The organism is Polynucleobacter finlandensis (assembly GCF_018881755.1).
Lineage (GTDB): Bacteria > Pseudomonadota > Gammaproteobacteria > Burkholderiales > Burkholderiaceae > Polynucleobacter > Polynucleobacter finlandensis.
Genome location: NZ_JACVPS010000003.1, coordinates 97,948 through 124,444, shown reverse-complemented (window position 1 = coordinate 124,444; position 26,497 = coordinate 97,948). Strand labels below are relative to the sequence as shown.

Here is a 26,497-nt window from a genome sequence, read left to right as displayed (position 1 = left end):
TGAGGCTAGTTTACAGTTTTAAAACTTAAGCTTGCTCGCCAACTACACGAATAGTGATATCCACCACTACATCGGTATGAACAGCAACCGCTACAGGGTGGTCACCAACCATTTTTAATGGGCCAGTAGGCAGGCGCACAGAAGCTTTTTCAATCACAAAGCCTTTTGCTTTCAAAGCATCAGCGATGTCATGGTTGGTTACAGAACCAAACAAACGACCGTCAACACCCGCTTTTTGACCGATTTCGAGAACCAGGTCCTTCAACTTCGCACCAACAGCTTCAGCAGCAGCTAATTTCTCAGCAGCCAACTTTTCCAACTCAGCACGACGAGTTGCGAAGTCTGCAATAGCCGCTTCAGTTGCACGACGCGCTTTGCGTTGCGGGATTAAGAAGTTACGAGCGAAACCGTCTTTAACGCGTACTACGTCGCCGAGGTTGCCCAAATTTGTTACTTTTTCTAAAAGAATGATTTGCATTGAGGGCTCCCAATTATTTCTTGTGTTGGTCAGAGAACGGCAACAGAGCCAGGAAACGAGCACGCTTGATAGCGGTGTCTAACTGACGCTGATACTTAGCTTTTGTGCCTGTCAAACGAGCAGGAGTGATCTTGGCGTTTTCGCCAACAAAATCCTTCAATGTATCGACATCTTTGTAATCAATCTGTTCTACGCCAGCAACAGTGAAACGGCAATAACGCTTACGCTTGAACAATGGGTTCTGAGCTGGTTTCTTTTTGAAATCGGGTTTCTTTCCAAACGCCATGATGATTTCCTCTTTAATTTTTCAATTGAATATGGGTGATATGGAAAACAAGTCTTTGATTACGTAGAGTCTTTGCTGCCAAGAATCCTTCAAACACTGCCTCGGTTCCTAAATCCATTTGCTCTAAGCCCTTTTGAATCGGGCCAATTGCTATGGCTTCAACACTCATCTGGATTTTCCTTGCCACTCCTACCTCGTTTACGTCACCGCTATGTTCTAGCTGGCAATGCATCACCGGTATTCCTGCAGGTGTAAATCGAATCGCGTCTTTAGATACCAAGAATGCAGTTAGGGTGAAATGATTCAACGCCGCTCCGTCACTCTGATACGTTTTCTATTCTCTGTATTCCTCTTCAAATTTCTAACTTAGGCTGCCGCTACAGGAGCGTCAACTTGAGCTGATTTGCGCGCTTCTTCACGTTGCACTTCTTTCATCATGATGGAAGGCTCTGATTCAGCTTTCTTTGTCTTGATGATGAGGTGACGCAAAACAGCATCGTTAAATTTGAACGCATGCTCGAGCTCTTCCAGAGTTTTCTGGTCGCACTCAATGTTCATGCAAACGTAGTGGGCTTTAGCAAGCTTGTCGATCATGTAAGCCATCTGACGACGACCCCAATCTTCAATACGATGAACTTTGCCGCCCGCAGCTGCTAATGTAGCTTTGTAACGATCGATCATCGCTGGCACTTGCTCGCTTTGGTCCGGATGGACGATAAAGACGATTTCATAATGACGCATCTAACACTCCTTAAGGATTGAGTCACCTGGGCGTCTTGCTAACTTCCGATGGTTTTTGAAGTTAGCGCCAGTGTGACAAGGTAGTAACAAATTGTAGGTAAAACTTACAACACATTTAAACGCTTACCGAATTTCAGGTAAGTCCGCTATTCTAGCAAAAAAATCCTGCCAAGTCAGGGGTTTACCAACTAAGTTTGCCTGTTTTGCTGCATTTAAAGCCAACTGGAGAGCAATTCGTGCTCTGGGCGCAGAAAGACTGCCTGAAGCCATGCATCCAAACTGATCTTTTTCGGGAATGTCTGCCAATACCAAGCCGGCCCCGGTTCTACTGGTTCTGACTAGCGCTATGCCTCTAGACATGGCATCCTCTAAGGGCGCTTTCCAGGCATCATGAAAGCCACCCATCCCAGAGCCAGCAAGAACTAAGCCATCGACCTTGGTGCCTAAGTAATGGGTAATCGTCTCAGCGCGAGCGCCTGCATGACTCGTCAGAATGTCCACCCACGGCCACTCACCCTCTTGTGGGATTGGCAAATCCTCGCCCCAAGCCGCCTCAACAGCTTTGACACCAAACAACCAAGATGGGTTGATTAAGCCAATGGGACTCGCTGGAGAATCCATTAAAGGCGCATTTAATGCTGTGCTATGGCGCTTAGCTAAGTCTTTGGCCATGCAAACCTTGCCCGCGAATACGCCATAAATACCCCCCGGACAATTTTCAAGAGGGGTAGAGGCCCACCGAATGGCGCCCAAGAGATTATTTGGGCCATCAGCCCCAGGAGCATTACTGGGCAGCATGGCACCCGTCAGAACCACCCTCTTACCCAATGTCTCAGCAGCCTTGCCACAGGTTGCCTGAAGAAATATCCCTGTCTCCTCAATCGTATCTGTGCCATGAGTGATCACAATACCCTGCACAGCCACATTGTCCAAGGCAGCCATAACGGCATTGCCGAGCTGGGTTAGGAGTAACTCACTCAGATTGCGACTATCAGCGTTAGCAAGCTGTACTGAAACCAGTTTTAGCTCGCCTGGAACGGCAGCCTGAACTTGCTTTAGCAAGCGCTCAACACCGACCTGACCAGACTGATATTGCAGGGGCTTGCTATCTGGCTCACCGGCCAGACCGGCAATGGTCCCACCCATCCCCAGAACCAAAATATGAGGGGATTGTGTTGCTTTTAAGTCGATTGAGCTCATAAGCCATTATCTACCGCCAGAAAAGTTCTTGAAATGCCAAAAAAGCTGTATACAATCCCAGTATGGACATAAATACAGTCGATTTTATTGAGGAGCTGGCTGCCCTCCCGAAACTCACCGCCCGTCAAAGTGAGATCTTGGATTTAATTACCAACGCCATTGGCGATAGTGGCCTACCCCCTACTCGCGCAGAAATCGCTACCAAACTTGGATTTGCATCTGCCAACGCTGCAGAAGAGCATCTTCGCGCACTTGCCAAAAAGGGATATATCGAACTCACACCAGGAACCTCGCGTGGCATTCGGATTCCACAGAGATTCAATCAATCACACAACCAAAATAAATATCGTCAGATGTCTTTGCCTTCTGGCGCACTACAACAACTCACCCTTCCACTCATTGGTAGAGTTGCTGCTGGCTCACCCATCATGGCAGTTGAGCATATTGAAAAACAAGTTCCAATTGATCCGAGCTTATTTAGCAAGGGTGCAGATTACCTATTAAAAGTAGTCGGTATGAGTATGCGCGATGCGGGCATTTTGGATGGTGATTATTTGGCTGTGAAAAAAACGACTGAAGTGCGCAATGGCGACATCGTTGTTGCTCGCTTAGATGATGAAGTCACAGTAAAGCGCTGGAATCAAACAAAAACCCCTAATGGCTTAGTGATCGAATTGCAAGCTGAAAATCCTGACTTCAAGAACATCCTCGTTGATGGCAGGCAAGCCAACTTCGCAGTCGAAGGTCAGGCTGTAGGTCTTATCAGGGCTGGCGGCTTGTAAGTAAGCCAGAGCACAAAAGAAAAAGGCCTCAGTAGAGGTCTTTTTTTATTTCTGTATATCTAAAAATCTTGTAGCCTTTGTTGCGCCAAATTATTTCTTGCTTGGAGCAACTACGTTCGCATTCTTAGGGGATGAGGTAATCGTGATCAACGTTTTTGGTCCAGTTAATGGACCTTCATTTAATTCAACGGTAGAAGTGCGATCGCCTTTAGTGAAAACCAAAATACTTGTTTTAGATTTAACAGCACTAATAGTTGTCCAGCCGGCTCTTGGATATTCAGATTGGAAGAAGGCATAAATATCTGTTGGAGATTGCACACCTGAAAGAACTACGCGTCCAACCCAGTTATCACCACGACCAATGATTAATGATTCGGAGCCGATAATTTTAGAAGCCGCAGGTAAAGGCATGTCGCCTAGCAACTGAGCTTGAGTCTCTTGAATCTCATTAGGCGTGCCAGTTGGCGCGTCACCTGAAGTGGCACAAGCTCCCAATAGCGCCACCATGGCAGCTAAAGCAATGTATCTGGAAATTAAAAAAATATTCATTATTTTCACCGGGCTACTTAATGAGAACATTTTAGGGGAAGCCCCCGATTCGTCAAGCAATTAAGGAATGCACTCACAGAATTATCTGGAGGCGCGTGAGGGAATCGAACCCCCGTACGAAGCTTTGCAGGCTCCTGCCTAACCACTCGGCCAACGCGCCATATGCCTGAATCAAAAATGGGAAGCTTTTTAGGGCTTCCCATCGAACTTGGAGCGGGAAAGGAGGTTCGAACTCCCGACCTATACCTTGGCAAGGTATCGCTCTACCAGCTGAGCTATTCCCGCATAACAGGGCGATAGTTTAACAAACAATTCAAAAGAAAGCATTTTTCCCGTAACCAGGAAGAATGCGTGCTGATCAAATAAACACCGAAGCTATATGTGGCCTAGGTTCAAGCCTGACGAAGGTGTTTAGTCGACCTTACCAGCCAACTGAGGTAAAGCCTTTTGTAGGTAATAAAACATCGACCACAGAGTCAAAAACGATGCCCCCCAAATTAACCAAGTACCGACTCGAGCGCAATCTAACCAGCCAAATAAAGTGTCATTCAGAAGTAAAAAAGGAATAGCAACAAGCTGTGCCGTCGTTTTTAATTTACCGATCATATTGACTGCCACGCTTTTTCCGGCGCCCAGCAATGCCATCCATTCTCTTAACGCAGAGATCGTGATTTCTCGACCAATGATCACCAGCGCAACCCACACTTGCACACGATCCATATTGAGCAATACCAACAGTGCAGCGGCGACGATTAACTTATCCGCCACAGGATCCAAGAACTGGCCAAAAGCAGATTCTTGCTTCATGCGACGCGCCAAGAAACCATCCAACCAATCCGTTACTGCAGCAAATACAAAGAGGATGGTGGCAAAAAGGTTTTGCTCAAAAGGCGTCAGCCAAGTATTCGGAAGATAAAAGATTGCCACCATCAACGGAATGACTGCAACACGCAACCAGGTCAGGGCTATGGGTAAATTGAATGGCATAGCGTAAGCATACCCCAATGGGCTTAATGAAGCTGTCGGTAAATTTGCTCTGCGAGCGTCGTTGAAATGCCTTCTACGCTAGCAATCTCTTCAATACTGGCATTGGATACACCACGCAGCCCTCCAAATCTAGCCAAGAGCTTTTGACGTCTTTTGGCGCCAATACCCTCAATTTCCTCTAAACGAGAAATTGTCCTCGCCTTAGCGCGTTTGGCACGCATACCAGTAATCGCAAAGCGATGCGCCTCATCTCGAATCTGGGCAACCAGTAAAAGCGCTGCACTATCAATCCCAAGCTCTAAAGCCTCTCGCCCATCAGCAAATATCAAAGTCTCTAAGCCAACTTTGCGCCCCTCGCCCTTAGCAACACCCACGATCAAGCTGATATCCATACCAAACTCAGAAAGGACTTGCCGAGCCATCTCAACCTGGCCTTTGCCACCGTCAACCAAAATCACTTGTGGCATTTTTTCTGCAGGTAACTCTTGGTAGTTGGCATACCGTCGTTGCAATACTTGCCGCATTGCTGCGTAGTCATCACCGGGGGTAATGTCATTGATATTGAAGCGTCGATACTCACTCGATTGCATTGCATTCTTTGCATACACCACGCAAGAAGCTTGAGTCGCCTCTCCAGAAGTGTGGCTAATATCAAAACATTCGATGCGTAACTGTTCTAAGCTTTCCAGCTCCAGACTCAGAACGTCAGCCAAGGCCCTTGCCCTAGCTAGCTGACCACCAGTCTCGACCAGTCGTTTTGTTAAAGCAATCTTGGCATTGCCCTCTGCCATCCCCAACCAATGGCGCCTTTGGCCTTGAGGCTGATGTAAGAAAGTAATTTTTCTGCCAGCCTGTAGATTGATCAACTCTTGTAGATCTTCTGGCGAGCTCTCACCTTCATCAAGCGAAGACTGCAGAGGATGATTCAGAATCAATACTGACGGTATTAAATGGGCAGATGCGGACTCACCTTCAGCAAGATCATCCAAATAATGTTGTGTAATAAATGCCTCTAAGATTTCCGCAGGCGTAAGCAAATCGCCAGAGGCTTGTCGACCTTTAGGGAAATACGCTCGATCACCCAAATGGCGACCACCGCGGACCATCGCCAAATTGACGCAGATCATGCCTTCCATCTGTGCAACAGCAATGATGTCGACATCTCCCTCGCCTTCAGCAACTGTATCCATGGACTGCTGCTGTAGAACACTCGATAGGTCTGCGATGCGATCGCGCAATACCGCAGCCATTTCAAACTCCATTGCCTCGCTATGTAATTGCATTTCTTTTTCAAGCTCAGTCAAGACTCGACTATGGTCACCCTCTAAAAATCGCGTGGCTTGCGCAACATCTTGACCATACTGCGCAGAGCTTAAACGTCCGACGCAAGGGGCACTACAGCGATGAATCTGGTGTAGCAAGCAAGGGCGACTACGATTCTTAAAGACCGAGTCTTCACAAGTTCTCAGTCGAAACACCCTTTGCAAAATTTGCACACTGTTGCGGACTGCCCATGAATTTGGAAATGGGCCAAAGTAATGATGACGTTTATCCACTTTGCCACGATAGGAGGCGAGGCGGGGATATTCATGGCCGGTGAGCATGACATAGGGATAAGACTTGTCATCACGAAATAGGATATTAAAAGGCGGGGCTAATTCTTTAATGAGATTGTTCTCTAGAATCAGCGCCTCTGTTTCGGTCCGTGTTACTGTTGTTTCATAGCGAGCAATTTTTCCCACCATCAGCGCAATCCGCGGTGAAAGTTGCGTGCGCTGGAAATAACTAGAAACGCGCTTTTTGAGGTTGCGGGCTTTGCCTACATATAGAATCTGTCCCGCTTCGTCAAAAAAGCGATATACCCCCGGCAATCCGGGAAGCCGTTTAACGTCTTGCTGAAGGTTCTGAAAAAGCGAATTACTCATGCGTTGGGATATTTTCTGCCAAATCGTAGACAACTATGGTGATGCCGGTGTTTGCTGGCGTCTAGCCCGAAGCTTATCAAGTCTTCATGGTCAAGATGTCCGCATCTTTTGTGATGACCTGCCAACCCTCAATTTACTCGCTTCGGGCGTAGATCAATCCGTTAAACACAGAATCGATCTTCTGCCTTGGGAAGCTAGCTTGAATAATGCACGACATCCTGTTCAGGCGCCGGATGTTGTCATTGAAGCCTTTGCTTGCACTCTGCCAGATAGATATCTTGCCGGCTTACTGATTGCCCCAAAAAAACCCATCATCATTAACTTAGAGTATTTGAGTGCTGAGCCGTGGATTACGGAGTTTCATGCAAAGGCTTCACCACAAGCACATGGCATTCCAAAATACTTTTTCTTCCCGGGCTTCCAAGAGAATTCAGGTGGCCTTCTGTTAGACCCTATTCCAGAAGAGTCAACGGTGCTTGCAAAGCAAGTGCCCGCAGCCCTGGAGGCCACTTGGTCAAAACTGCGCACCAATGCCAAACGGATCAGCATCTTTTGTTACCCGGGTGCGCCACTAAGAAAATGGCTAGAAGATCTTGACTCAACCGGGGGAGACTACGATATCGTTTTGACACACGGTCAGACTGAATTACTTGGCATTAACACTGGACAGCAAATCCAACTCCCAGAAACCATTCAATTACTGCCTATTCCATTTGTGACACAAGATGAATATGACTGGCTACTTTCACAATGTGATTTCAATATCGTACGTGGCGAAGATTCTTTTGTACGTGCTCAGCTAGCTGGAAAACCATTCCTTTGGCATATCTACCCTCAAGATGATGGTGCGCATCAAGTGAAATTAGCGGCCTTTCTGGATCTCTACTTAGAGTCGGCTAGCCAAGACCTTAAAACCGCCTCTATCGCGGCGATGACCTGGGCGATGCCTCAAGAGTGGCTTAAGTCTTTGGATGCCTGGAAGCTCCATTCAAAGGCCTGGCGCGGACATTTACTGGAAAAACACGCTGATGGGGGCTTGGCAGCCCGTCTCATGCGCTTTGTAGCCTAAGCCTGAACGAAAAAGGCCTCCGGGCGGTTACAATCTTGTCTTTGATAAAACCCGCAGAAATTCAGCTCTGCACCCAGGAATAGCAAGATGAAAACAGCACAAGAACTTCGCGTTGGTAACGTAGTAATGATCGGCACCGATGCCATGGTCGTTTTGAAAGCCGAATATAGCCGCTCAGGCCGTAACTCCTCTGTTGTGAAAATGAAATTTAAGAATTTGTTAACAGGCGCACCTAACGAAGGTGTTTACAAAGCCGATGACAAGTTTGATGTGGTGATCCTCGACAAGAAAGATTGCACCTACTCCTATTTCGCTGACCCAATGTATGTATTTATGGATACCGAATACAACCAATATGAAGTAGAAGCAGAATTCATGGGTGACGCACTGAACTACCTCGAAGAAAGCATGCCATGTGAAGTGGTGTTCTACGAAGGTAAAGCACTCTCAGTAGCAATGCCAAACTCTTTAGTTCGTGAAATCATTTACACAGAGCCAGCAGTTAAAGGCGACACCAGCTCCGGTAAAGTGTTGAAGAATGCAAAATTGGCAACTGGCTATGAACTGCAAGTGCCTTTGTTCTGCAACACTGGTGACAAGATTGAAATCGACACACGCACTGGCGAATACCGCAGCCGCGCTAACTAAGAATCTATACAGTTAACCTAGCGTTGATCTTATTGCGTTGATATTAAAAAGCCCGGCATGCCGGGCTTTTTAATTATTAAATCAATTTCAGTTGTTGTAGTAGCCCTTTAGCATGCTGATACTCCACTTCATTCTGAAGAGTATCCCAAGGGAATGCTGGCGCTTGGGGCATTAGGCGATTCAAACGAGTAGCTGACTGAGCTTGCTTGGCTTTGGATGCCTTGAGCTTTGAGAGCAGCTGATCAGCAAGGTCAGGACGATTGCAAATTAAGACGGCATCGCAACCTGCCTCGAGTGCAAGTTCAGCACCCTTCACTACAGACCCGGCAACACTTGCCCCCTCCATCGAGAGGTCATCACTAAAGATCACCCCTTCGAAGCCTAATTCTTGACGTAGTACTGAATGTAGCCAGATCTTAGAAAAACCTGCCGGCAACGCATCCACTTTTGGATAGATCACATGCGCCGGCATTACCGCTGCCAAACTCAGATCCAACCACTCATAAGGTTTAGCATCATCATTGAGAATTTCTGCCAAGGACCGCTCATCTACTGGAATAGCCACATGAGAATCCGCCTCAGCCCAACCATGCCCTGGGAAGTGTTTGCCGCAGTTAGCCATACCCGCCAAACGTAAACCTTCATTCAGACTCTTTGCCAGAGCAAAAACAATTTGTGGGTCACGACTAAAAGAACGATCACCAATCACACCACTGCGACCAAAATCCAAATCGAGTACAGGTGTAAAACTAAAGTCGATACCACAGGCGCGTAACTCAGAAGCTAGAACGTAGCCACAAGCAGTGGCTGCAGCCATTGCGAGCGCTGCTGATTCAGCGGCATGCGTGGATGCACTTTTAGCCGCCCAGAGTTCGCCCAATTTACGCATCGCTGGGAGATGGGTGAAGCCATCGGTCCTGCAGCGCTGCACTCTGCCGCCCTCATGATCAATCGAAATCAATACGTCGGAGCGAAGCTTTTTAATCTCAGAGCTTAACTTGGTAAGTTGCTTACGATTGGAAAAGTTACGGCCAAACAAGATGACGCCGCCCGTTAGCGGATGCAAAATACGACGGCGATCTTCGGCGCTTAACTCAAGACCAACGACATCCAATGTAATCGGGCCCGGGTTCATGGTTGACTTACTCATCTCTTCCCCGTTATTTCTCTTTTTAGATCTGATTTAATTTTGCACTTACTTCTGAACGACGATGACATGAGCTATTGCCATATCCTGCTCGTCACTCACTGTTACCTGAGCTTCCCAGTTTTTCTCTTGCATAAATAGCGCTAGTGCCCCCAAATAGGAAGTGACAGGTTTACCGCTGGGTTCATTCAATGTCTGCAAAGAGCGCCAGGTCATGGGCATGCGCATACCCAAGCCAATGGCTTTCGAAAAAGCTTCCTTAGCCGCAAAACGCGTTGCCAAGAATGCAATCCCCCGCTTATGATTTCTGGCAAGACGATGCTTAAAGACCAGCATCTCATCGGGACCCAGAATTCTCTCTGCTAAGCGACCATTGGTGCGGTCATAAGCTGCTTGTAAGCGCTCGATTTGCAGGATGTCTGTACCAATGCCAATGATCATTTTTTATCTGCTTTAAATATTCTAGGACTTTGCTCTGCCCTGAACCATAAGAGCCTTCATATCCACAATGGCTTTTTGCCAACCCTTGAACAAGGCTTCAGCAACAATGGCATGTCCAATATTGAGCTCAGATAATTCAGCAATGGCAGCTATCGGCAATACATTGCCTTCATGTAAGCCATGCCCTGCATTGACTCTGAGGCCAATGTTGACGCCGAACTGTGCAGCTTTTTTAATGCGCTCCAACTCTTGTACTTGAGCATCGCCATCTAGATCTGCGTAACGGCCAGTATGTAATTCCACCACGGTGGCACCAACATCCTTAGCCGCCTGAATTTGCTTTTCTTCTGGGTCAATAAATAGCGATACCCGAATGCCCGCATTTTGTAATTGCGTGGTAGCTGCTTTAACGGCCGCAAAATGGCCTATTACATCTAAGCCGCCTTCAGTAGTGACCTCTTCACGCTTCTCAGGGACCAGACAAACATCATGTGGTTTAACCTGACAGGCAATATTCAGCATCTCTGGTGTTACGGCACACTCGAGATTCATACGCGTTTTGATTAGTGGGCGCAGCGCTAATAAATCCGCATCCTTTATATGACGACGGTCTTCGCGTAAATGTAGAGTGATTAAATCGGCCCCAGCTTCTTCGGCTAAACGTGCCGCTTTGAGAGGATCAGGGTAAATCGTCCCGCGCGCATTACGCAATGTCGCTACGTGATCAATATTGATGCCGAGCTCGAGGGCTTTAGAGTGACTCATTTGAGTAGATTACTAGATTTTCTTGAGATCAATCAAAATTTGACGGGTTGTCAAAACCTGATCTTGCAAGTGCAAGCCCAAAAGGAAGCGCATGAGCTGCTTACTCTCAGAGAGTGTCTCTGGATCAGAAAAATCCCCTACCGCTATCGCTAAAAGAGATCTGCCCGCTAGAGTAGGCCAATGGCCAGGATCATCTGCCTGCAATGGTCGAACGCCACGCTCAGGCTGATAGACATACTGTCGATCAAGCACTGGAGGCTCATTAGTCTCAACACATCGATCCAATGCTGCCGCATAACCCGTCTCTTGCAATAAGGACAGCTCAAACGGTCGAAGGATTTCTTCTAAGCCTTTAGATTCAAACTCTAGATTGGATAGAGCGGAGATAGTTTCCGTATAGCGATCGTAAAGTTTTTCGTAATCATCTTCACGCGCCAGAAATTTAACCAACAATTCATTGAGATAGAAACCACAAAGCAAAGCATCGCCGACTAATGAGGGTGTGCCACCAACCCACTCCGATTTAGTGAGGGTGCGGAGTTCTGATTTACCACTCCAAGATACGAGTAGCGGCTGGAAGCGTTGCAAAACAGGGCGTAAGACAGAGTGTGGACGCTTAGCGCCTTTAGCAATCAAGGCAATGCGGCCATATTGCCGCGTAAACACATCCAGAATTAAGCTAGTCTCTTTATAGGGGATGCTGTGCAATACAAAGGCAGGCTCGTCAGCAACACGAATCGAGGCCATGAGCGTTACTCCAGACCCTGCGCCCGAAGTTCAGCACGATCATCAGCCCAGCCACGCTTCACTTTGACCCAAGTCTCCAGGAAGACCTTGCCATCAAATAGTTTTTCCATATCGATACGGGCATCTGTAGAAATCTTTTTCAGGCGCTCGCCTTTTGCACCAATAATCATCGCCTTGTGGCTGTCACGATCGACCAAAATGGTTGCAGCAATGCGACGCATCTTGCCATCCATCTTGAACTGATCAATGACTACCGTGCTGGTGTAAGGCAACTCTTCACCAGTAAAGCGGAATACTTTTTCACGCAGAATCTCAGCAGCCAAGAAACGCTCACTACGATCCGTTACGGTATCGACGTCATAAATTGCCTCGCCTTCGGGTAAATATCCCTCTAAGACATCTAACAATCTTTGCACATCTGCAGGACTCTTTGCGCTCATTGGCACGATTTCAGCAAACTCACATTTGTCCTGATCTTCGTGGCCACCAAGCTGGCTCCACGGTACAGACATATCCTTCATAAAATTGAGCAGCGCCTGGTCACGCTCCGAAGGCGTCTGAAAACGACTATTAAATAAATCAAGCTTATTGAGCACGAGCACCACTGGTAGATCTGATGGCAACAGCTTTAATACCTTTTTATCATCCTCGCCAAAGTAACCGGCTTCTACTACAAAGCAAGCAACATTGACATCTTGCAATGCGGTGGTGACTGTGCGGTTCAATGCTTTATTCAAGGTGTTCATGAGACGGGTCTGGAAACCAGGCGTATCAATGAAAATGAATTGCGCCTCTTCACGATTCTGAATCCCCAGAATGCGATGGCGCGTGGTTTGGGCTTTGCGTGAAGTAATGCTGATCTTCTGACCAACTAAAGCGTTCAGTAAAGTCGATTTGCCCATATTGGGACGCCCAACAATGGCGATAGTGCCGCATCTAAACACGATTAGCCCTTCAGCTTAAGATTGAACTGCTCTTCGGTCACTTCTTTCTTTGCCGCTTTCTTTTTGGCGGACCGAGTCTTCTTGGGTTTGCGAGATTCTTGTGGCAAAGCTTTCATCATTGCAATTAAAGCCAACTTCGCAGCCGCTTGCTCAGCAGCACGGCGCGAAGCACCCTCACCCTTTACCGCCACTTTATGGCTTGGTATAAGGCACTCAACTTCAAATTGTTGGTTGTGCGCAGCGCCAGTGGTGCCGGTAACGTTATAAGTTGGCAGAGGTAGTTGATAGCCTTGTAAACATTCTTGCAATAGCGTTTTGTCATCTTTACCCAAGGTCTTAGGGTCGACCTGCGACAAAATAACGGAATACAGTTTACGCAAACAAGTCTTGGCAGCATCAAAGCCGCCATCTAAAAAGATGGCACCAGTAACCGCTTCGAGTGTGTCAGCCAAAATAGAAGGCCTGCGGAATCCGCCGCTCTTGAGCTCGCCTTCACCTAAACGCAAGTAATCAGATAGAGATAGGGTTTGTGCAATCTCATATAAGGCCTGTTGCTTAACCAAGTTCGCGCGCACACGAGAGAGATCACCCTCATCTAAGTCGGAGTAGCGCTCGTAAAGCAGATCCGCAACAACGCAATTAAGAATTGAATCGCCCAAAAACTCCAAACGCTCATTATTTTTCTTGCTATGGCTTCGATGCGTCAACGCCTGATTGAGGAGCTCAATCTTTTTAAAACTATACCCAAGCCGCTCTTGTAGCGGTGCAGTATCGATAACGGTGCGCGCGTTCATGATTTACTGAAATCCACCAATACGACTCAATGAACCTAGGTTGAGCCAAACAAAAAACGCTCTACCCACAATGTTTTGGTCTGGCACAAACCCCCAAAAACGGGAATCCGCACTGTTATCACGGTTATCACCCATAGCAAAGTAATGACCAGCTGGGATCTTGCAAATTAAACCTGCATTTTGATATTGGCAGTTCTCAAATCCTGGGAAACGCTCCGCTGGAAAATTACCGGCCGGACGATCAGGATTATTCAGGATCTGGTGACTATTGGCGCCTAAATCAATTGGAAAGGTCTCGGTGAATTCTTTGGCATAACGCATGCTCTCAGGATCGAGATAGGCTTCGCCGCCGCTGTAACCCAAGGGCTGACCATTGATCGTGAGGCGCTTATCTTGATACTCAATAACATCACCTGGCAAACCCACAATGCGCTTGATGTAATCAACGGATTCATCACGGGGATAGCGAAACACCACAACATCGCCACGCTTAGGTGAGCCTAATTCAACTACTTTCTTATTGATGACTGGTAAACGAATCCCGTAAGTGAACTTATTTACCAAAATAAAATCACCAATTTGTAGCGTTGGAATCATCGAGCCAGAAGGGATCTTAAACGGCTCAACCAAGAATGAGCGCAATACAAACACTGCACAAATCACTGGGAAGAAACTAGCCGAGTACTCTAGCCATAGCGGCATGCGCTCAATACCGGCAATGCGTCTTTGCGGTGCAAAGTAGAGTTTGTCAGCAACCCAGGCGATGCCCGAAACAACCACTAGAACAAATAGGGTCAGAGCGAAGTTCATTAACCCTCCACCTGCAAAATAGCCAAGAAGGCCTCTTGTGGAATCTCTACGTTACCGACCTGCTTCATGCGTTTCTTACCTTCTTTTTGCTTCTCTAAGAGTTTGCGCTTACGGGAGATATCGCCGCCATAGCACTTGGCCAACACGTTTTTACGTAATGCCTTCACATTCTCACGCGCCACGATGTTGCTGCCAATCGCTGCCTGAATAGCTACATCAAACATTTGGCGGGGAATAATGCCGCGCATTTTTGCCACAACCTCGCGCCCGCGATGCTGACTATTGCTACGATGAACAATCACCGACAATGCATCAACACGTTCACCGTTAATTAGAATATCGACCTTCACTACATCGGCGGGACGATACTCTTTGAACTCGTAATCCATTGAGGCATAACCACGTGATATGGATTTCATTCTGTCAAAGAAATCCATCACAATCTCGGCCATTGGTAATTCATAGGTCAGCTTTACTTGGCGACCTAAATAATTCATATCCGTCTGAATACCACGCTTACCAACACACAAAGTAATCATCGCGCCAACATACTCTTGCGGCATGTAGAGGTTAACGGTAACGATCGGTTCCAGAATGGTAGCGATCTTGCTAGGCTCCGGCATCTTCGATGGGTTATCCACCATCATCATCGTGCCATCTGACTGCTCCACCTGATAGACCACAGTTGGCGCTGTAGTGATGAGGTTCATGTCGTACTGGCGCTCTAAGCGCTCTTGCACGATCTCCATATGCAGCAGGCCCAAGAAGCCGCAGCGAAATCCGAATCCCAGTGCTTGCGATACCTCAGGCTCATACAGCAGTGATGCATCGTTGAGTTTTAATTTCTCAAGTGATTCACGCAACTGATCGTACTCGCTAGCTTCAACGGGATAAAGGCCAGCAAATACCTGTGACTTCACCTCTTTAAATCCTGGCAAGGGAGCAGCTGCAGGTGTGCGCCCTTGCTGTCCGGGCGCATGGGTAACCGTATCACCCACTTTTGCAGCTTTCAACTCTTTGATGCCAGCAATCACAAAGCCTACTTGACCAGCCGACAGCTCTGGGCGATCAATCGACTTCGGACTAAATACACCAACGTGCTCAACTAAATGTGTTGAGCCATTCGCCATTAATAAAATTTTATCTTTGGGCTTTAAAGTGCCGTTCACCACGCGGATTAACATCACCACACCCACGTAGTTATCGAACCAAGAGTCGATGATCAGGGCTTGCAACGGATCACTAGCGCTTCCCTTTGGCGGCGGAATGCGACGAATCATTTCTTCAATCACTTCGGTCACGCCAAGACCGGTCTTAGCAGAACAAGTAATTGCATCACTGGCATCAATGCCAATCACATCTTCGATTTCTTGTTTAGCGCGCTCAGGATCCGCTTGCGGCAAATCAATCTTATTGAGTACGGGAACAACTTCAACCCCTAGCTCAATGGCGGTGTAGCAATTGGCAACTGTTTGCGCCTCAACGCCCTGACTTGCATCGACTACTAATAGCGCGCCTTCACAAGCAGACAGTGAGCGACTCACCTCATAAGAAAAGTCTACGTGCCCTGGGGTGTCAATCAAATTGATGTTGTAAGTTTTGCCGTCTTTGGCTTTATAACTTAAGGCTGCTGTTTGCGCCTTAATGGTGATGCCACGCTCACGTTCGATATCCATCGAATCAAGAACTTGGGCTTCCATTTCACGGTCAGAAAGTCCGCCGCACAACTGAATAATGCGATCTGCGAGCGTAGATTTGCCGTGATCGATATGGGCGATGATAGAAAAATTGCGGATTAAATCCATAGCGTATTTATTGGTCATTCAAAAAACGCCTTGTCAGAACGCACCACAATGATGCGCTGCAAAAAGTCGTCTTAGAGGGATTGTAATGGGTGGCGCCCGAATGCCGCCGAACCCTCTTTTTTAGCCTAAAAAGGGCTTATTTTGGCTTAACCGGGATAACCAGGGTGCTATCGGCCCGACGTACAAATACCGGCACAGCCTTATTGGCATCTAAGCCTTTTACAAGGGCTTCAAACTGCTTTACCCCAGTAATGTCAGCATCCGCTATGCGAATAATGACATCCCCAGGACGAACGCCTGAACGCGCTAAGGGGCCCTCATTTAAGCCTGTAACCTCAACACCACCCCGAATGTTGAGCTCTTTTTTCTTGGCGTCAGAGACGTCCACGACTGCAACGCCAAAAGCATTAGTACTGCCGCCATTAGAGTTTGGGCTCTCAGGCTTTTTAGCGCCCGCAACAGCAGCCTCACCATCGGTAACTACAACTGTTAGGTCCTTCGTGCTACCTTTGCGCCATACCTGAACCGTGGCACTGGTACCAGGCTTAGTGTCACCAACTACTCTAGGTAAATCTGTCGATTTGGCAATGTCACGGCCATTGAAGTTCAAAATCACGTCGCCAGATTCAATTCCGCCAGTAGCAGCTGGGCCACCAGGCTCAACATTTCGAACATAAGCCCCACGTGGTTTACCCAAACCAAGACTTTCGGCAACCTCTTTAGTCATCTCACCCAAGGCCACCCCAATACGACCACGCACCATTTTTCCGTTGGAGCGCAACTGATCAGCAACACGCATTGCCTCATCAATCGGAATCGCAAATGAAATTCCCATGTAGCCACCAGAGCGACTAAAAATTTGAGAGTTAATACCAATGACTTGACCGGCTGTATTTAACAAAGGCCCACCAGAGTTACCAGGATTGACTGCAACGTCGGTTTGAATGAATGGCAAGTAGTCACCGGTATCACGACTCTTGGCAGAAACAATCCCTGCGGTCACCGTATTCTCAAGACCAAAAGGTGAGCCAATGGCTAGAACCCACTCACCCACTCTGACGCGAGACGAATCGCCTAGCGGTAATTTAGGCAAATCACGCGCATCAATTTTGACAACTGCCACATCAGTACGTTTATCCATACCAAGGAGCTTGGCTTTGAACTCACGCTTATCAGTGAGAGTGACGTAGATCGTAGTGGCACCCTCTACAACGTGCGCATTAGTCAGGACTAAACCATTGGAGTCAATAATAAAACCAGAGCCTACTCCACGATCAGCCTCTTGTGGTTTGCCAGAATTTGGTTGTGATTGCTTTGGCTGATTAGGTATGCCAGGAATAGGTACACCAAAGAAGCGGCGAAAGAATTCTGCTTGATCATCAGGAAGACCAGGAATCCCGCCCTGAGCTTGCTGAACCGCCACCTTTTCGGTAGTGCGAATATTAACCACGGCTGGACTGGCACGCTCAACCAAGTCTGCAAAGTCCGGAATACTCACACGTGGCGTTTCGGCAAATGCGCTCGGAATAAATGAGAGCTGACCCAAGCTAAAAATAGCCAAGATGGCAATAAGATACTTTTTCATGATGCTGTAGACCTAACTAGCAAAAACCAATAAATCAAAGATAAAACTAATATTAGGTCAGTTTGCCAAAAATCAAGGTGCCGTTAGTACCCCCAAAACCAAAGTTGTTTTTCACGGCATGGTCAATCTTCACGTCTCTAGCGGTATTGGCGCAGTAGTCCAAGTCGCATTCAGGGTCTTGATTAAAGATATTGATCGTTGGTGGGGATTTCTGGTTATGTAAAGCCAGAATAGTGAAAACAGATTCCAAGCCGCCGGCACCGCCTAAAAGGTGGCCCGTCATGGACTTGGTGGAGTTAACGAGAACCTTCTTGGCGTGATCGCCTAAGGCTGCTTTAATAGCGCCAGTCTCATTCTTGTCACCCAAAGGTGTAGAAGTACCGTGCGCATTGACATACTGAATTTGCTCGGCGTTGAGGCCAGCATCGCGCATAGCATTCAACATGCAACGGCGTGGACCATCCATATTTGGGGCAGTCATGTGATACGCATCGCCACTCATGCCGAATCCCAAAAGCTCACAGTAAATTTTTGCACCGCGAGCTTTTGCATGTTCGTATTCTTCAATCACCACAACACCAGCGCCCTCGCCCAAAACAAAACCATCGCGGTCTATATCCCAAGGACGTGAGGCAGTTGCAGGATCGTCATTGCGTGTGGATAAAGCGCGTGCCGAAGCAAAACCGCCAACACCTAATGAAGAAATAGTAGATTCGGCGCCACCAGCTACCATCACATCAGCATCACCGTACTGAATTAAGCGAGCCGCCAATCCAATACTATGCAAACCAGTGGTGCAAGCGGTCACAGCAGCGATGTTTGGTCCTTTGAGACCAAACAAAATGCTGAGATGGCCAGAAATCATATTAATGATTGAGCCAGGCACAAAGAAAGGAGAAATACGACGAGGACCACGAGCTAACAACTCAGCGCCAGTCTCCTCGATCATTGGTAAGCCACCAATACCGGAGCCAACCATTACGCCAATACGCTCTGCATTCTCTTCTGTAACCTGAATACCGCTATCGCGAATAGCTTGCGTGCCTGCAGCGATGCCATAGTGGATAAACGTATCCATGTGGCGCGCTTCTTTGGCAGAAACATATTCTTCGACATTGAAATCTTTCACCTCTCCAGCGAAATGCACGCTTAACAGAGAGTGGTCAAATTTAGTGATCGTAGCAATGCCAGATTTGCCCGCGAGCAAATTAGACCAAGCTACATCAACTGAATTACCAACAGGTGAGATGAGGCCTAAGCCGGTGATGACAACCCGGCGTCGGCCATTTGATGCTGACACAGTAATAGCTAAGTATTTACTAAACTAGGGAATTAACCCTGAGCTTTAGATTTAGCGAAGTCGATCGCGAGCTGAACGGTAGTGATCTTTTCGGCTTCTTCATCAGGGATTTCGATGCCAAATTCATCTTCTAAAGCCATTACAAGCTCAACAGTGTCAAGAGAGTCTGCGCCTAGGTCATTTACAAAAGAAGATTCATTCTTGATATCTGCTTCTGCTACGCCCAATTGCTCAGCGACGATCTTCTTAACGCGTTGTTCGATGTTATCCATTAATTCCCCCAAGGGTTGTAAAAAAACGATGGAAGGATTTTATCAGCATGGCGGAGCAAATCAGCAAAATCCGCCAAAAAATGAGTAAATCCTTGCTTTGCCGTTAGGCTAAATATAGTCCGCCATTGACATGTAGGGTATTACCCGTAATGTAACTGGCTGCTGGAGAGGCCAAAAATGCCACCGCCTGGGCCACATCTTCTGGGCTACCCAGTCTGGCCAAAGGAATGTTCACTTTTAGGGCATTTTGCTGCTCTTCGCTCAAAGCGCGGGTCATATCGGTGTCAATAAAGCCTGGAGCTACACAGTTCACAGTAATGTTACGGCTACCGATTTCACGGGCTAGTGCACGGGTCATACCAGAAACACCGGCTTTAGCAGCGGCATAGTTAGCCTGCCCTGGGTTACCCATATGCCCAACGATAGAGGTGATATTGATAATGCGACCGCCGCGCGCCTTCATCATTGGTCGCATCACGGCCTGAGATAAGCGGAAAACAGCGCTCAAATTAGTATCAATCACATCTGTCCACTCGTCCACCTTCATGCGCATCGCCAACTGATCACGGGTAATGCCAGCGTTATTGACCAAAATATTGATGCCGCCGTGTTCTTTCACAATGCGATCAATGATTTCTTCACAAGCATTTGGCGCAGTGACATTCAACACTAAACCGCTGCCGCCCGAAGGCTTTAAACGCTCGTCGATGGCTTTTGCACCGTCAGCAGAAGTGGCCGTGCCAATCACCTTGGCACCACACTTCACTAATTCGTCGGCAATCGCCTGACCGATACCGCGCGATGCGCCCGTAACTAATGCAATTTGTCCGCTGAGGTCGAGATTCATATTTGTCTTCCGTTCTTACTTTGTTCTTTATTTGAAGCTTGCCAACACTTCATTCAAGCTTGCTTCATCAAACACTGGCACACCAGTGACTTGATCGTTAATACGCTTGGTGAGACCAGCCAACACTTTGCCCGGGCCACATTCCACCACTTGCGTAATACCCTGTGCAGCCATAGCCTGAATCGTTTCATGCCAGCGTACTGGTTTCGCGGCTTGGCGAACTAAAGCATCTTTAATGGCAGCTGGATCATTCAACATTACTACATCAACGTTATTAATTACGGCGATGCTTGGTACCTTAAATTCAATATTAGCCAAGTAAGCTTTGAGTTTTTCTGAGGCTGGTTGTAACAATGAAGAATGAAAAGGTGCAGATACAGGCAATGGCAGCGCACGCTTTGCGCCAGCAGCTTTTAATAACTCACATGCTTTAGTGACAGCATCGCTTGAGCCAGCAATCACCACTTGTCCAGGGGCGTTAAAGTTCACCGCCTCAACGACACCACCCGAAGCAGCAGCCGCCTCTGCACATACCTGAATAACGCTTGCATCATCTAAGCCCAAGATGGCGGCCATGCCGCCCGTGCCGACTGGTACAGCGGTTTGCATTGCCTCTGCACGAAAACGCACCAAAGGAACGGCATCTTTAAACGAGATCACGCCAGCGGCCACTAAAGCGGAGTACTCGCCTAAGCTATGACCGGCTAACACCTTCGGCGCTGGACCACCAGCAGCCAACCAGGCGCGATAGAAAGCAACACCCGCCGTCAACATCACTGGCTGTGTATTCGTTGTCAGAGATAAGGCTTCAGCAGGACCTTCTGCAATTAACTTGGCGACATCCTCACCCAAGGCTTCGGAAGCCTCCTGCAAGGTGGCGCGCACCTCTGGACGTTCAGCTATAGAGTTCAACATCCCAACTGATTGGGAGCCTTGTCCTGGAAATACGAATGCAAATGTCATGAGAATAAGTTTAGTTGGTAATCATTGAATGGTGAATCAATTACTTAATACTTCAGAGCAACAGCACCCCAAGCAAAACCGCCTCCGACACCTTCTAATAAAAGGTGTTGGCCACGTTGAATTTGACCAGAGCGAATGCCAACATCTAAAGCTAGCGGAATGGAGGCTGCAGAAGTATTGCCGTGCTCATGGACAGTGACGATCACTTTGTCCATTGACATCCCCATCTTACGAGCCGTGCCCTCCATAATGCGAATGTTCGCTTGATGTGGCACCAACCAATCAATTTGCTCTGGCTTGAGATTGGCTTTTGCTAAAGCCTCATGTGCCACCTGCTCTAAAACCTTAACAGCCAATTTAAAAACCGCCTGACCATCCATCGTCATGAAGGGAGATCCGTGAACCTCGCCATTTCCAGAGCGTCCAGGCACACACAAAATATCACGCTGGCTACCATCGGCATGAAGTGCAGTCGAGAGAATGCCGGGCTCTGCAGAGGCTTCTAAAACGACCGCGCCGGCGCCGTCGCCAAACAAGACACAAGTGCCACGATCTTGAAAATCCAGAATACGCGAGAAGGTCTCGGCACCAATTACCAATACTTTTTTATAGCTACCAGTACGAATAAAGGCATCGGCAATAGCCAGTGCATAAGTAAAGCCGGCACAAACAGCTTGTACATCAAAAGCAGCACAGGCCGTGTGAGCACCTAGCTTGTCTTGCACAACACAAGCTGTACTTGGAAATCCACCCAAATGATCAGGCGTAGATGTCGCCAGAATAATGAGGTCTAAATCTTCTGAAGTAATGCCGGCGCTTGTTAAAGCAGATTGCGCAGCCTTCGTGGCTAAATCACTCGTCAGTTCATTTTCAGCAGCAAAGTGACGCGCAGAAATTCCGCTACGAGTGGTAATCCACTCGTCACTCGTTTCTAAACCTGTCTTCGCCAAACGCTCAACCAAATCCTGATTGGTTAAACGTAGTGCTGGAAGATAGCTTCCAGTGCCAGCGACTCTTGCATACGTACTCATTCTTTCGTCTCCACTACAAAGGCTGCGGCAATGCGCTCTACCATGCGATTTTTCGCAGCTTCATAAGCGCGATCCAAGGCAAAGCCAAATGCAAAACGGTCCGCTGAGCCATGGCTCTTAATCACACAACCGCGTAAACCTAACAATACAGCACCGTTGTAGCGACGATGATCAACACGCTTGCGAACCCTTAATAAAGGCACCATTGAGCAGAGTGCCATTAATTTGGTCAGCCAAGAACGGTTAAATTCTTGACGAATTAAACCGCTCATCATTTTTGCCAAGCCCTCGCTGGCTTTCAAGACAACGTTGCCAACAAATCCATCGCACACGACGATATCTGTCGTGCCCTTAAAAATATCGTTACCTTCGACGTTGCCATAAAAGTTTAAGTTGCTGGCGCGTAAAAGTTCACCAGCCTGCTTAACAACCTCGTTACCCTTAATGACTTCTTCACCAATATTTAGGAGGCCAATTGAAGGGCTTGGTTTTCCATCCATCACCTGCACCATCACATTGGCCATCTGGGCAAATTGCAATAAATGCATCGGCTCGCAATCGGCATTGGCACCTAAATCCAACATCGTGGTGCCGAGCCCTAATTCATTTGGAATAGCGGTAGCAATAGCAGGACGATCAACGCCATCCAATGTTTTTAGGATGTAACGTGAAATTGCCATTAAGGCGCCAGTATTGCCAGAAGAGATGATAGCTTCTGCCTTACCCTCTTTTACCAACTCAATGGCCACGCGCATCGATGAATCTTTTTTGCGACGTAAAGCAACTTCAATGGGGTCATCCATCAAAACAACTTCACCAGCAAAAATAATTTGAATGCGCTCCATAGGAGCAGCGGGAAACTGACTCAAGGCCTGCTTGAGCATTTCCGGATCACCAACTAAGGCAATCTTCACATCGGCGTGTTTTTCTAGAAAGTCGCAACAAGCAGGGACAGTAACAACCACACCATGATCTCCGCCCATGGCATCGATAGCAAGAGTGACGCTCATAAAGTCGTTAGATGCTGCAAGTGGTTTTTTCCAAGAAAAAAGCGGCTTTTTCTGGAGCCGCTTCTATCTATTTAGACTAAAAAAATTAGTCGTTTTTGGTTTTAACAACTTTACGACCACGGTAGTAGCCGTTTGGTGAAATGTGGTGGCGCAAATGAGCCTCACCAGTTGTGGCTTCAACAGCCGTAGCGGGTGCGGTCAAAAAGTCGTGCGCACGGTGCATGCCACGTTTGGAAGGTGATTTTTTATTCTGTTGGACGGCCATATTGAACTCCTAAGCAAGGCGATATTCTAACATGAAAAACCCCATAAATGCTTGATTTACTGGCGAAGTAATTCTGAGCTGGACCCCGCCTTAAGAGTTTTTCTTGATACTTTTCAATATGTTAAAGGGGTTTTCACGTGTTTCAAGCACCCCAGATGCGCCTGCATCTGCTCCAAATGTGGAGGCATGTGCCTCACACACCCCCTCAGGATGCTTCGGAATTAAGGGTAAAGACAGCAAAATCTCATCCTCTATCGTTTCCAAGACATCAAAATGCTGGCTGACTACCAAGGGTTCTTGCTGGTCATCCTCCATCGGAAAGGCATCGGCCTCATCCTCAGACCCCACCAAGGCAAAACGCCGTACCTCTGACAACTCAACAGGACAATCTCTCAGGCAGCGCTGGCAAACCAAGTGGATTTGCCCTTTCAACTCTAAATTCATAAACTGACGTGGCTCAGACCCCGGGGAATCCTCAAAATAAGTCTCCAATTTCCAATGAAAACCGTCTCCAGCCTCCACTATAGAAGCGCCTTCGGCAACTCTTGGAAGATCCCGGATACCCAAAAATCCATAGCCCTTGTAAGCTTGATGTGCGCAAAGATCGACCTTGCGCAGACCGCCAACATCCGAAGAGAGTTCAACTTGAGGTAAAACTTGATTACGATTCATGGCATCAGTCTAAATGAAGGCATTAGTGAAAGTACATGCAGCAATGAGTAATTCATCCAATCCGAGCCTTATCCTCGCCTCAACCTCGGTTTATCGCCGCGAACTGCTTGAGCGCTTAGGGATACCGTTTACCGTGATTTCACCAAAGGTAGACGAAACACCCCTCCCAGGAGAAAGCACGCTGGATTTAGCACTGAGACTGGCTAAAGCCAAGGCAGCAGCCGTTGCCAAAGATCACCCCAATGCTTGGGTCATTGGTTCAGATCAGGTTGCCGATCTATGTGGTGCGGCGATTGGCAAGCCAGGTAATTTTGAAAGAGCAATGGCGCAACTGCAGTTAATGCGCGGATCAACAGTCACCTTTCATACGGCTCTGTGCGTCATGAAAGGAAATATAGAAACCACTCTGAGTATTCCTACTGAAGTCACCTTTCGAAAATCATCCGATGAGATTTTAGAGTCTTACCTTCTCACAGAAGAGCCGTATGACTGTGCCGGTAGCGCAAAATCCGAGGGAATGGGAATCACCTTACTGGAAGCAATTAAGAGTGATGATCCAACTGCACTGATTGGATTACCCTTAATTGCTTTAACTGGATTACTTCGGGACGCAGGTTTTGTGATCCCCCAAAAGAAATCCACCTCCGAAAATACTTAAAACAAGCAGCTCATGAGTTCAAAGCTAGGTACCCTCTTTTTAATTCCCAACACTTTGGGTGAGCACGCACGCGAAGAGCAATTGGCTTGGGTATTGCCAAGCGAAACGATCACACAAACAGCCAAGCTCAAACACTGGATTGTGGAAGACGCTAAAACAGCACGGGCCTTTCTGAAGGCGGTTGACAGTGTTTCACCATTGGTGTGCACGATTCAAGAAATGCAAATGAATGAATGGCGTGGCGCTGCTCGTAATGCAAAGTATGGCGACACAGTTAAACCCGCAGATTTATTGAAACCACTACTTGCAGGAAATGATGTTGGCTTAATGTCGGAGGCTGGAGTACCAGGCGTCGCAGATCCAGGCGCCGAACTGGTCCTGGCTGCACATCAACTTGGCGCAAAAGTGAAGCCACTCGTAGGTCCTAGCTCCATTCTGCTAGGCTTGATGGCGAGTGGACTGAATGGCCAGCGCTTTGCATTTCAGGGATATTTGCCACACGAGACTCATGAACGGAGTGCACGACTCAAGCAACTCGAAACAGAATCTAAGAAATTGCAGCAGACTCAGATCTGGATTGAGACACCTTATCGCAATACTGCAATGCTGATGGCTTGCTTAAATTCTTTAGTGCCACATTCCTTGCTGTGCCTTGGAATGGATCTTAGCCTGCCATCCGAAATGATTGTTACCTTGAGTATTGCCGAATGGCGCAAGCGCTACCCCAATGAGGCCGCTTGCGCATCTTTGCAAAACCGACCAGCTATATTTTTGTTGCTGGCCTAGTTTTTTATTGATCCTTTTACTTCAAATCCGGGCTATTGATTAAAGCTTTGCCTGCTGCAGAGCCTGCTTCTGCACCAAAGCGTTTTGCCACGCGCTCAGCAAAATTTTCTTTCACGGTGTAATCCAAAATATCTGGTGCCTTAAAGATATCGCGCGCCACTGAGTCAACCGTGCCATAGCCATCAGCTAATCCAATCTTGATAGCTTGTTCACCACTCCAAACGCGACCAGTAAATAATTCAGGATTATCTTTTAAGCGATCACCGCGCCCTGCTTTTACAACGGCGATAAATTGCTGATGAATTTCATCGAGCATGCCCTTAATCATTTCTACTTGCTTGGGATTTTCTTTGCTAAACGGATCCATCATTCCTTTATTTGAACCTGCGGTAATCATGCGACGTGTGACGCCTAATTTATCCATCAAACCCGTAAAGCCAAAGCCCTCCATGATGACACCAATAGAGCCTACTAAGCTGGCCTTATCAACCAGAATTTGATCGCCAGCAACAGCAACGTAGTAACCACCTGATGCGCAAATATCTTCCACAACCACATAGAAAGGTTTGGCTGGATAGAGCTTGCGTAAGCGATGAATCTCATCATTCATCATGCCGGCTTGTACTGGTGATCCGCCAGGGCTGTTGATGCGCAACACTACGCCAGCACTATGTTCATTTTCAAAAGCAGCTGTTAGAGATGCATTAATGTCTGCCGCATTAGCCATCGAGCTCGAAGAAATCTCACCCTCAAGCGCTACCAGGGCGGTATGTTTTTCTGTAGTCATTCCACGACCGGGAAGATGAACATCAAATACGGCTAACACGACAGCAATCATGACGAGTAATGTCAGGACTCTAAATACTGCTTTCCAACGGCGCGCCTTGCGAGTCTCTTTTAAGTTCTCCAAAAGCAAATGCTCAAGTGCTTGACGCTCCCAGTTTTGATTGGCATTTTCGTTTTGATTGCGATCCATCTTTTACAGCTCCT

General features: G+C 47.5%; 31 protein-coding genes and 2 tRNA genes. 5 read left to right on the top strand and 28 right to left on the bottom strand.

Annotation, left to right across the window (positions count from 1 at the left end; genetic code table 11):
- Positions 1-25 precede the first annotated feature (25 nt).
- The 5 genes from rplI to ICN49_RS02845 form a co-directional block, all read right to left on the bottom strand.
- Positions 26-478, bottom strand: coding sequence for a 50S ribosomal protein L9 (rplI, locus tag ICN49_RS02865; RefSeq protein ID WP_216165612.1), 453 nt, complete (start codon positions 476-478; stop codon positions 26-28).
- A 13-nt stretch (positions 479-491) separates the two neighbouring features.
- Entirely contained in the window at positions 492-764 is a 273-nt protein-coding gene (gene rpsR, locus ICN49_RS02860; protein WP_096672288.1) for a 30S ribosomal protein S18, read from the bottom strand.
- Positions 765-777: 13 nt separating this feature from the next.
- Positions 778-1,071 carry a primosomal replication protein N gene (priB, locus tag ICN49_RS02855; protein ID WP_216165610.1) on the bottom strand — a complete coding sequence of 98 codons (294 nt, stop codon included), beginning with the start codon at positions 1,069-1,071 and terminating at the stop codon, positions 778-780.
- Positions 1,072-1,130: 59 nt separating this feature from the next.
- Entirely contained in the window at positions 1,131-1,505 is a 375-nt protein-coding gene (gene rpsF, locus ICN49_RS02850) for a 30S ribosomal protein S6 (protein WP_216165608.1), read from the bottom strand.
- A 123-nt stretch (positions 1,506-1,628) separates the two neighbouring features.
- Positions 1,629-2,705 (bottom strand): asparaginase, encoded by a 1,077-nt coding sequence (locus tag ICN49_RS02845; protein ID WP_216165607.1) that lies wholly within the window; start codon positions 2,703-2,705, stop codon positions 1,629-1,631.
- 62 nt (positions 2,706-2,767) lie between these two features.
- Between ICN49_RS02845 and lexA the strand changes: the two genes are divergently transcribed.
- Positions 2,768-3,487 (top strand): transcriptional repressor LexA, encoded by a 720-nt coding sequence (gene lexA / locus ICN49_RS02840; protein WP_216165605.1) that lies wholly within the window; start codon positions 2,768-2,770, stop codon positions 3,485-3,487.
- Between the two features lie 90 nt (positions 3,488-3,577).
- Here lexA and ICN49_RS02835 read toward each other — a convergent pair whose 3' ends face one another.
- The 5 genes from ICN49_RS02835 to uvrC all read right to left on the bottom strand — a co-directional run bounded on the left by ICN49_RS02835 (position 3,578) and on the right by uvrC (position 6,948).
- Entirely contained in the window at positions 3,578-4,036 is a 459-nt protein-coding gene (locus ICN49_RS02835; RefSeq protein WP_216165603.1) for a hypothetical protein, read from the bottom strand.
- A gap of 86 nt (positions 4,037-4,122) precedes the next feature.
- Positions 4,123-4,196, bottom strand: a tRNA-Cys gene (locus tag ICN49_RS02830).
- A gap of 49 nt (positions 4,197-4,245) precedes the next feature.
- Positions 4,246-4,321, bottom strand: a tRNA-Gly gene (locus ICN49_RS02825).
- A 126-nt stretch (positions 4,322-4,447) separates the two neighbouring features.
- Positions 4,448-5,023: a CDP-diacylglycerol--glycerol-3-phosphate 3-phosphatidyltransferase gene (gene pgsA, locus ICN49_RS02820; protein WP_216165601.1), complete on the bottom strand. Its 576-nt coding sequence runs from the start codon at positions 5,021-5,023 to the stop codon at positions 4,448-4,450.
- A 23-nt stretch (positions 5,024-5,046) separates the two neighbouring features.
- A complete protein-coding gene (gene uvrC, locus ICN49_RS02815) occupies positions 5,047-6,948 on the bottom strand; it encodes an excinuclease ABC subunit UvrC (RefSeq protein WP_216165599.1) in 1,902 nt (633 codons plus the stop codon).
- Between uvrC and earP the strand changes: the two genes are divergently transcribed.
- A complete protein-coding gene (gene earP / locus ICN49_RS02810) occupies positions 6,947-8,017 on the top strand; it encodes an elongation factor P maturation arginine rhamnosyltransferase EarP (protein ID WP_216165597.1) in 1,071 nt (356 codons plus the stop codon). The two genes, uvrC and earP, sit on opposite strands and share 2 nt — an antisense overlap.
- 87 nt (positions 8,018-8,104) lie before the next feature.
- Positions 8,105-8,665, top strand: a complete 561-nt coding sequence (efp, locus tag ICN49_RS02805) for an elongation factor P (protein ID WP_216165596.1) — start codon at positions 8,105-8,107, stop codon at positions 8,663-8,665.
- A gap of 76 nt (positions 8,666-8,741) precedes the next feature.
- Here the strand turns inward: efp and nagZ are convergent, their stop codons facing one another.
- The 17 genes from nagZ to ICN49_RS02720 all read right to left on the bottom strand — a co-directional run bounded on the left by nagZ (position 8,742) and on the right by ICN49_RS02720 (position 24,063).
- Positions 8,742-9,815: a beta-N-acetylhexosaminidase gene (gene nagZ / locus ICN49_RS02800; RefSeq protein ID WP_216165594.1), complete on the bottom strand. Its 1,074-nt coding sequence runs from the start codon at positions 9,813-9,815 to the stop codon at positions 8,742-8,744.
- Between the two features lie 45 nt (positions 9,816-9,860).
- Positions 9,861-10,253, bottom strand: a complete 393-nt coding sequence (gene acpS, locus ICN49_RS02795; RefSeq protein ID WP_216165592.1) for a holo-ACP synthase — start codon at positions 10,251-10,253, stop codon at positions 9,861-9,863.
- Positions 10,254-10,274: 21 nt separating this feature from the next.
- Entirely contained in the window at positions 10,275-11,018 is a 744-nt protein-coding gene (pdxJ, locus tag ICN49_RS02790; protein ID WP_216165590.1) for a pyridoxine 5'-phosphate synthase, read from the bottom strand.
- A 12-nt stretch (positions 11,019-11,030) separates the two neighbouring features.
- Positions 11,031-11,765 (bottom strand): DNA repair protein RecO, encoded by a 735-nt coding sequence (gene recO, locus ICN49_RS02785; protein ID WP_216165588.1) that lies wholly within the window; start codon positions 11,763-11,765, stop codon positions 11,031-11,033.
- 5 nt (positions 11,766-11,770) lie between these two features.
- Positions 11,771-12,667 carry a GTPase Era gene (era, locus tag ICN49_RS02780; RefSeq protein WP_216861091.1) on the bottom strand — a complete coding sequence of 299 codons (897 nt, stop codon included), beginning with the start codon at positions 12,665-12,667 and terminating at the stop codon, positions 11,771-11,773.
- A gap of 44 nt (positions 12,668-12,711) precedes the next feature.
- On the bottom strand, positions 12,712-13,503 hold the full coding sequence (gene rnc, locus ICN49_RS02775) for a ribonuclease III (protein WP_216165584.1): 792 nt from the start codon (positions 13,501-13,503) through the stop codon (positions 12,712-12,714).
- A 3-nt stretch (positions 13,504-13,506) separates the two neighbouring features.
- Positions 13,507-14,313, bottom strand: a complete 807-nt coding sequence (lepB, locus tag ICN49_RS02770) for a signal peptidase I (RefSeq protein ID WP_216165582.1) — start codon at positions 14,311-14,313, stop codon at positions 13,507-13,509.
- A complete protein-coding gene (gene lepA, locus ICN49_RS02765; protein WP_216165783.1) occupies positions 14,313-16,118 on the bottom strand; it encodes a translation elongation factor 4 in 1,806 nt (601 codons plus the stop codon). Before lepA ends, lepB begins: the two co-directional genes overlap by 1 nt.
- A 136-nt stretch (positions 16,119-16,254) precedes the next feature.
- Positions 16,255-17,703 (bottom strand): DegQ family serine endoprotease, encoded by a 1,449-nt coding sequence (locus ICN49_RS02760; RefSeq protein WP_216165581.1) that lies wholly within the window; start codon positions 17,701-17,703, stop codon positions 16,255-16,257.
- A 52-nt stretch (positions 17,704-17,755) separates the two neighbouring features.
- Positions 17,756-19,003, bottom strand: coding sequence for a beta-ketoacyl-ACP synthase II (fabF, locus tag ICN49_RS02755; protein WP_216165579.1), 1,248 nt, complete (start codon positions 19,001-19,003; stop codon positions 17,756-17,758).
- 32 nt (positions 19,004-19,035) lie between these two features.
- The gene (gene acpP, locus ICN49_RS02750) at positions 19,036-19,275 is read right to left on the bottom strand and encodes an acyl carrier protein (RefSeq protein ID WP_215324024.1); all 240 of its coding nucleotides are present in this window, start codon (positions 19,273-19,275) and stop codon (positions 19,036-19,038) included.
- A 103-nt stretch (positions 19,276-19,378) separates the two neighbouring features.
- Positions 19,379-20,122 (bottom strand): 3-oxoacyl-ACP reductase FabG, encoded by a 744-nt coding sequence (gene fabG / locus ICN49_RS02745; RefSeq protein ID WP_216165577.1) that lies wholly within the window; start codon positions 20,120-20,122, stop codon positions 19,379-19,381.
- A gap of 27 nt (positions 20,123-20,149) precedes the next feature.
- Positions 20,150-21,085, bottom strand: a complete 936-nt coding sequence (gene fabD, locus ICN49_RS02740; protein WP_216165576.1) for an ACP S-malonyltransferase — start codon at positions 21,083-21,085, stop codon at positions 20,150-20,152.
- 44 nt (positions 21,086-21,129) lie between these two features.
- Positions 21,130-22,116: a beta-ketoacyl-ACP synthase III gene (locus ICN49_RS02735; protein ID WP_216165574.1), complete on the bottom strand. Its 987-nt coding sequence runs from the start codon at positions 22,114-22,116 to the stop codon at positions 21,130-21,132.
- Entirely contained in the window at positions 22,113-23,126 is a 1,014-nt protein-coding gene (gene plsX, locus ICN49_RS02730) for a phosphate acyltransferase PlsX (RefSeq protein ID WP_216165572.1), read from the bottom strand. The genes ICN49_RS02735 and plsX overlap by 4 nt, the downstream gene beginning before the upstream one ends.
- 85 nt (positions 23,127-23,211) lie before the next feature.
- Positions 23,212-23,391 (bottom strand): 50S ribosomal protein L32, encoded by a 180-nt coding sequence (gene rpmF, locus ICN49_RS02725; RefSeq protein ID WP_011902241.1) that lies wholly within the window; start codon positions 23,389-23,391, stop codon positions 23,212-23,214.
- Between the two features lie 90 nt (positions 23,392-23,481).
- Positions 23,482-24,063 carry a YceD family protein gene (locus ICN49_RS02720; protein ID WP_216165570.1) on the bottom strand — a complete coding sequence of 194 codons (582 nt, stop codon included), beginning with the start codon at positions 24,061-24,063 and terminating at the stop codon, positions 23,482-23,484.
- A gap of 43 nt (positions 24,064-24,106) precedes the next feature.
- On the opposite strand from ICN49_RS02720, the gene ICN49_RS02715 reads away from it, so the two are divergent.
- Both ICN49_RS02715 and ICN49_RS02710 read left to right on the top strand, forming a co-directional pair.
- A complete protein-coding gene (locus ICN49_RS02715; RefSeq protein ID WP_216165568.1) occupies positions 24,107-24,721 on the top strand; it encodes a Maf family nucleotide pyrophosphatase in 615 nt (204 codons plus the stop codon).
- 12 nt (positions 24,722-24,733) lie between these two features.
- Positions 24,734-25,507, top strand: a complete 774-nt coding sequence (locus tag ICN49_RS02710; protein WP_216165566.1) for an SAM-dependent methyltransferase — start codon at positions 24,734-24,736, stop codon at positions 25,505-25,507.
- Between the two features lie 16 nt (positions 25,508-25,523).
- On the opposite strand, the gene ICN49_RS02705 is transcribed toward ICN49_RS02710, so the two are convergent.
- A complete protein-coding gene (locus tag ICN49_RS02705) occupies positions 25,524-26,483 on the bottom strand; it encodes a S49 family peptidase (RefSeq protein WP_216165565.1) in 960 nt (319 codons plus the stop codon).
- Positions 26,484-26,497 lie beyond the last annotated feature (14 nt).